This is a genomic window from Synechococcus sp. CCY9201, from assembly GCF_034931105.1.
Lineage (GTDB): Bacteria > Cyanobacteriota > Cyanobacteriia > PCC-6307 > Cyanobiaceae > CBW1002.
The window spans coordinates 1-5,946 of the sequence record NZ_JAYGIC010000006.1 but is presented as its reverse complement, the minus strand read 5'-3'; the positions used below and the strand labels follow the sequence as shown (position 1 = coordinate 5,946).

Annotated in this window: 6 protein-coding genes and 1 pseudogene; 3 read left to right on the top strand and 4 right to left on the bottom strand. The window is 68.2% G+C overall.

What is annotated here, in order from left to right:
• A pseudogene (locus VB716_RS00650) lies at positions 1 to 221 on the bottom strand (hypothetical protein); the annotation flags it as partial.
• Positions 222 to 368: 147 nt separating this feature from the next.
• Between VB716_RS00650 and dnaG the strand changes: the two are divergent.
• The 3 genes from dnaG to VB716_RS00635 are packed head-to-tail and all read left to right on the top strand — an operon-like array spanning position 369 to position 3,892.
• Positions 369 to 2,540 (top strand): DNA primase, encoded by a 2,172-nt coding sequence (gene dnaG / locus VB716_RS00645; protein ID WP_197155058.1) that lies wholly within the window; start codon positions 369 to 371, stop codon positions 2,538 to 2,540.
• Between the two features lie 43 nt (positions 2,541 to 2,583).
• Entirely contained in the window at positions 2,584 to 2,853 is a 270-nt protein-coding gene (locus VB716_RS00640) for a hypothetical protein (protein ID WP_197155056.1), read from the top strand.
• Positions 2,854 to 2,902: 49 nt separating this feature from the next.
• Positions 2,903 to 3,892: a sensor domain-containing diguanylate cyclase gene (locus VB716_RS00635; RefSeq protein WP_197155054.1), complete on the top strand. Its 990-nt coding sequence runs from the start codon at positions 2,903 to 2,905 to the stop codon at positions 3,890 to 3,892.
• Here the strand turns inward: VB716_RS00635 and VB716_RS00630 are convergent.
• The 3 genes from VB716_RS00630 to VB716_RS00620 form a co-directional block, all read right to left on the bottom strand.
• Positions 3,869 to 4,099, bottom strand: a complete 231-nt coding sequence (locus tag VB716_RS00630; RefSeq protein ID WP_197155046.1) for a Nif11-like leader peptide family RiPP precursor — start codon at positions 4,097 to 4,099, stop codon at positions 3,869 to 3,871. The genes VB716_RS00635 and VB716_RS00630 overlap by 24 nt on opposite strands.
• Positions 4,100 to 4,246: 147 nt before the next feature.
• Complete coding sequence (locus VB716_RS00625; protein ID WP_323269454.1) at positions 4,247 to 5,560, bottom strand: Y-family DNA polymerase; 1,314 nt, start codon at positions 5,558 to 5,560, stop codon at positions 4,247 to 4,249.
• Between the two features lie 10 nt (positions 5,561 to 5,570).
• Positions 5,571 to 5,946 (bottom strand): translesion error-prone DNA polymerase V autoproteolytic subunit (locus VB716_RS00620; RefSeq protein WP_323269453.1); only part of this gene is annotated, 376 nt, incomplete at its 5' end.

Here is a 5,946-nt window from a genome sequence, read left to right as displayed (position 1 = left end):
CCACGCCGGCGGCCCCAGGGGTCGATGTCGGCGCGGCGCAGCAACCACCAGCTCAGGGCCACGCTCAGCAGCGCCCGGGCCAGCACCACCTCGGCGGCGGGGATGCGGGCGCCCACCTGCTTGACGCACACCCCCATCAGGCTGAAGCTCAGGGCGCTGAGCAGCATCGCCCGCACGGCGGCGGCCTCGATCGGGGTTGACCCCAGCGGCAGAACGCGCACGAGTGTCCCTGGCGGGCTGCTCAGGATCGCACTCTGCAGCCAGGCTGTGCCATCGAAACGGCAGCGGCTCCCTCCTGATCCCTGCAGAATCGCCCTCAGTCTCTCTCCTCCCTCCTCTCTCCTCTCCTTTCCCCCTCCGCCTTTTCCTTGAGCCTGCCCCGCCTCCACCCCCGCACGATCGAGGCCGTCAAGGAACGGGCCGACATCGTCGATGTGGTGGGCGAGCACGTGGTGCTCAAGAAGAAGGGGCGCGAGTTCGTGGGGATCTGCCCCTTCCACGACGACAAATCACCGTCGATGACGGTGTCGCCAGCCAAGCAGTTCTATTACTGCTTCTCCTGCGGTGCCGGCGGCAACGCCATCAAGTTCCTGATGGAACTGCAGCGCCAGAGCTTCGGCGATGTGGTGCTGGAGCTGGCGCGCAAGTATCAGCTGCCGATCGAGACCGTCGACGGACCCCAGCAGGAACGGCTGCGCAAGCAGCTGTCCCGCCGTGAGCAGCTGCATCGGGTGCTCACCCTGGCGGCGGGCTGGTTCCGCAGCCAGCTGCGCAGTCCCGAGGGCGCCGCGGCCCTCGCCTACCTCAAGGACAACCGCGGCCTCAGCGAAGGCACTCTCGAGACCTTCGAGCTGGGCTACGCCCCGGACCGTTGGGACGGTCTGCTCACCCACCTGCAGCAGGTGGAGGGCCTTGGGGTGGATCTGCTGGAGGCCGCCGGGATGGTGGTGGCCCGCAAGGGCGGTGAGGGCTTCTACGACCGCTTCCGCCATCGCGTGATGGTGCCGATCAAGGACCGCCAGGGCCGGGTGATCGGCTTCGGTGGCCGCAGCCTCGATGGCGGCGAACCGAAGTACCTCAACTCCCCGGAAACGGAGGTGTTCGAGAAGGGCAAGCATCTGTTCGGCCTCGACCGGGCCACCGTCGCGATCCGCAAGGACGACCAGGCGGTGGTGGTGGAGGGCTATTTCGATGTGATCGCCCTCCATGCGGCCGGCATCACCAATGCGGTGGCGGCCCTGGGGACAGCGTTGAGCAGTCAGCAGATCACCCAGATCTGCCGCGGCTGCGACAGCAAGCGGCTGATCCTCAATTTCGACAGCGACGGCGCCGGCGTGCGGGCCGCCCAGCGGGCGATCGGCGAAGTGGAGCAGCTGGCCCTGCAGGGGCAGCTGGAGCTGCGCGTGCTGCACCTGCCCGCCGGCAAGGATCCCGACGAGTTCCTCAGGCAGCACGGCCCCGGCGAGTACCGCGCCCTGCTGGAAGCCGCGCCCCTCTGGCTCGACTGGCAGATCGAGCAGGTGCTGGCCGACCGCGATCTCGCCCGGGCCGAGCAGTTCCAGCAGGCGGTGGCTGGCCTGGTGGAACTGCTCGGCAAACTCCCCCAGAGCGCCGTGCGCAGCCACTACCTGCAGCAGGTGGCGGAGCGGCTCAGCGGCGGCCAGGCCCGCCTGGCCCTGCAGCTGGAGGAAGACCTGCGCCAGCAGGTGAAGGGCCAGCGCTGGCACGGACGCTCCCAGAAGTGGGAGCAGCCCGGCGAAGCGGGACTGCGGGAACGGGCCGAGGCGGAGGTGCTGCGGCTCTACCTCCACTGCCCGCTGCACCGGCCCCTGATCCGGCGGGAGCTGCGGCAACGGGACCTGGAAGACTTCGCCCTGCAGCACCATCGCCTGCTCTGGGCCGCGATCAGCGCCCTCGAGGAAGACAACCTCGGGGCCGGCCGGCTGGAGGCGATCAACCGCGGCAGTGATGGCGGAGAGGATCTGGCTGATCTGGATCTGCCACGGTTGCTGGGCGATCAGCTGGTGGTGGAGCAGAGCGCCCTGCTCAGCCGTCTGACGCCGCTGCTGGAACCCAGCGAACTGCATCGCATGGCCCTGGCCCAGCCCGAGCTGCAGCTGCGTGGCACCACGGCCGTGCTCGAGCGGCAGCGGGCCCTGAAGCGCTGCCGACACCTGCTCGATGCCTGGAGGTCCCAGAACCTGGAAACGCTGGAACGCTGTCTCGCCCGCCTGCTGAACCCCATCGATGCCCCCACCGCCACCAATCTGCCGGGAGCGGCAGAGGCCAGCACAGCAGCAACCACGGATCCGGCACGAGTTACGGATCCGGCACGAGCCACGGCTCCGGCGGAAGCCGCCCTGGACATGGAGAGCCGCATCGAGGCCATGTTCGCGGAGCTCAACAGCGACGCCCTGCGCTTCCAGGACCTCTATTACAACGAGCGTCGCTATCTCGAGCAGCTCGATGCCCGCCGCCGCGCCGGCTATGAGGAGCTGGTCCGGGAAGCCAGATCGGAGCTGACCTCGGGCCCGGCCTGAGGCTGTCTGCCTTCACAATGAAGACAGCGTGCATGGTGTCGCCATGGGCTTCTACGAGGTTCTCTGGCATGGCGAGCAGATCGGCGACGGCGCCGACCTGGCCGAGGCCCTGGAATGCTTTGCCGCCGTTCGCCCGGATGATCAGGATTGGGAGCAGGCCTGCGCCGCGCCGGGCGCCGAACCGATGGTGCGCCGCTACGCCTCCTTCGATGCCTTTCTCGACAACGCCGATGAACTTGAGACGCTGCCGGTGACCGCCGCCATGATCAGAGAGGCCCTTGGCGATACGCCGCCGGACGGCCACCTGCTCTGATCGCCGTCCTCCGGCCTCACCGGCACTCCCTGTTTGTCTCCGCACCGCCATGGCCAGCTTTCCGATTCCTGCCGATGAACAGGAGCGCCTGCGTGATCTGGAGCGGCACGATCTCAAGGGCCATGCCGATGATCCCCACTTCGATCGGATTCTCACCCTGGCCCGGAGCCTCTACCAGACTCCGATCGCCGTGATCTCCCTGGTGGAAGCCGATCGGCAGTGGTTTCTCTCCCGTCAGGGCCTGACGGTGCGGGAAACACCGCGGGAGCAGGCCTTCTGCGGCCACACCATTCTCGGAGACGAGGTGCTGGTGGTGCCCGATGCCCTGGCCGACGAGCGCTTCTCCACCAATCCCCTGGTCACGGGCGATCCCCACATCCGCTTCTACGCCGGAGCGCCGCTACGGACGCCCGATGGGCACAAGCTCGGCTCTCTCTGCGTGATCGACCGGGAACCGCGCCAGCCCAGCCCTGAGCAGATCGATCAGCTGAAGCTGCTGGCCGACCTGGTGATGCGCGAGATCGAACTCCGGCGGATGAGTCACCACTGTCCGGTGACCGGACTGCCGCAGCGCACCCTGCTGCACAAACTCGGCACCAAGGAGTTCGAGAGAGCGCTGCAGCACGACCTGCCCCTGTCACTTCTGTGCATCGACCTCGACAATTTCCGCCTGATCAACAACCGCTGGGGCCACCCCGCCGGTGATCAGGTGCTCCGCGACGTGAGCCAGCTCTGCCGCAGCCTGCTGCCGGAGCATGATCTGGTGGTGCGCATGGGGAACAGCGAATTCGCACTGCTGATGCTGGAGCGCGACAGTGACTCCGCCCTGCAGATCGCCGAACAACTGCGCGAGAGCGTTCACCACCTCCCTGGCGTGTTCTCCCATTCCGGCTACCAGCTCCAGATCAGCGGTGGACTCACCAGTCGCACCGCCGGCGACACCAGCTTCAACGATCTGCTGCACCGCGCCGAACATGCCCTGGATCTGGCCAAGACCAACGGCCGCGACCAGGTCTCACGCCTGATGGGAGCTGACTGAGCCAGCCACCGCCTGCCGCGCTACAACCTCGCGACTGCGCTGATCGTCCTGGCGGGCACGTTTCAGATCGACGGCGCTGATCCCATAGCCGAGACGCCGTGCCGTGCGAATCAGATCGGCGGTGTTGCGGCAGCGGCGCAGACGGGCACGCATCCGCTCGTCCCTCTCGGCATCCACCACCAGGCGGTGAAGATTCTGCATGCTCATGACAACCTCCCAGAAGGATTTCGGCCGGAGCGGATGTCACTCAGGGGCTCCGGAATGCATCGACCTTATCGGTGTCATCACGCCAGTCCAGCGCCAGTCGCATCCGGTCGGATCTCAGCGGCCGCCAGTCACGATTCGGTTGGATGTTCAGCCAGCCTGCACCCAGGGCAGATCGCTCAGACGCGTGGTGGCGGCACGGGAGAGCCGGGAACGGCGCATCATCCAGGCGGGCCGCAAGCCACAGGCCGCCCACTGCACCGTGCCTCGACCGTAGCGGCGGTTCAGGGCATCGATCGTGGCCAGAAGGGCCTCACGGCGCTGCTGCTGCTCCAGCGGCATCGGTGCCAGCAGATGGTGCTGCAGCTGCTCGAGGGGCTGGAGCTGCTGCAGCAGCACACCAGCCTTCTGCAACGGCTTGTGGGGCCGGAACAGACGCTCGGCCAGGGGAAGGGCGGCGGCCAGCAGCACGGCGGTGTCGTTGCTGGCCAGGGGCAGCTGCACCGTGGCGGCATTGCTGTAGAAGCGGCTGCCATCGAAGGGGCTGCTGCGCACGAACACGGTGATCGCCCCGGCCCGCTGCCGCTGACGCCGCAGCTTCTCGGCGGCGCGGCTGAGATAGGTGGCGATCGCCTCGCGCAGATCCGTCAGCGTGGTGACGGGCTGGCTGAAGCTGCGGCTGACGCAGGTTTCCTGCTTGGCCGGCGGCAGGCTCACCAGGGGCAGGCAGCTCCGGCCGCGCAGTTCCTCCTGCAGCCGCAGACCCACCACGCCGCACCGGCGGCGCAGCTCGCCGCTGGCCAGATCGCGCAGCTGGCGGGCATCGGCGACGCCGCGCAGGCTGCACCAACGCGCCAGCTGGCGGCCGATGCCCCAGACGTCCTCGATGGCGACGGATTCCAGCCAGGGGTCAGGATCCGCCACCGCCCCCAGATCGAACACCCCACCGTGGCGGGGATCGCCCTTGGCCAGACGGTTGGCGATCTTCGCCAGCACCTTGGTGGGCGCGATGCCCACCGCCACCGGCAGACCGAGATGGCGCTGCACCTGAGCCCGCAGCCGCCGCCCCCAACTCGTGAGATCACCGCCAGGCCTGAGATCCGCGCCGCTGGGATCGCCGGCTGCAGGCCGATGCAGGCGACCAAAGGCCTCGTCGATCGAATAGACCTCCAGCTCCTCCACCCAGGGCTCAATCGTGGCCATCAGCCGCTGGCTCATGTCGGCATAGAGGGCGTAATTGGAGCTGCGCACGATCACCCCCAGCCGCTCCAGCTCGCGACGCACCTGGAAATAGGGCTGGCCCATGGGAATGCCCAGGCTGCGCGCTGCGGCGCTGCGGGCCACGATGCAGCCGTCGTTGTTGGAGAGCACCACCAGCGGCCGGCCGGCCACGGCGGGATCGAGGGCCGCCTCGCAGGAGGCGTAGAAATTGTTGGCGTCGATCAGCACCGTGGCCAGGGCCATGGGAGAGCGCTCAGAGCGGGTGGATCACGTGAATGGCCACGCCCCAGAGCCGGTCATCGTCCGCCGCCCCCAGCTCCAGCAACGGATAGGCCGGATGGGCCGCCTCCAGCAGCCAGCGCCCCTGCTGCCGCACCAGGCGCTTGAGCGTGAAGGCCCCCTCCAGCACCGCCACCACAATCCGCCCGGGGCGCGGTTCCAGGCTGCGATCCACGATCAGCAGATCGCCGTGGTGAATGCCGGCCCCGATCATCGAATCACCGCTGACCCGCAGGAAAAAGGTGCTGCTGGGATGGCGGATCAGCACCTCGTTGAGATCGATGGCCGCCTCCATGTAGTCGTCCGCGGGGCTGGGGAAGCCGGCCGCCACCGTCTCGGCGGCGAGGGGC